Source organism: Actinoplanes awajinensis subsp. mycoplanecinus (genome assembly GCF_001509495.1).
Lineage (GTDB): Bacteria > Actinomycetota > Actinomycetes > Mycobacteriales > Micromonosporaceae > Actinoplanes > Actinoplanes palleronii.
Map to the genome: position 1 here is coordinate 1 of NZ_LLZH01000251.1, position 237 is coordinate 237.

A 237-nucleotide genomic window follows, 5' to 3' on the forward strand; every position below is an offset into this window, starting at 1 on the left:
CAGGATCGGCGCCATCGCGATCGTCACCGCGCTCTCCGCAGTACCGATCATCGCGAGGTAACCCTCACTGTCGATCTTGCGAGCCAGGTTCGTACCGGTGGTCGGGTCACCCTGGTCGTCGAAGACACCCAGTTCGATCTGCCGGCCGTTGATGCCACCCGCGGCGTTCCACTCGTCGACGGCCAGCCGGGCGCCCTTGAGCTCCCAGGCGCCCAGCGAGCTGAGCTGCCCGCTCTG

1 protein-coding gene is annotated in these 237 nt (G+C 67.5%); it reads right to left on the minus strand.

What is annotated here, in order from left to right; all coding sequences use genetic code 11:
* A partial coding sequence (locus ADL15_RS24910) for an ABC transporter substrate-binding protein (protein ID WP_157441591.1) occupies positions 1–237 on the minus strand: 237 nt, incomplete at both ends.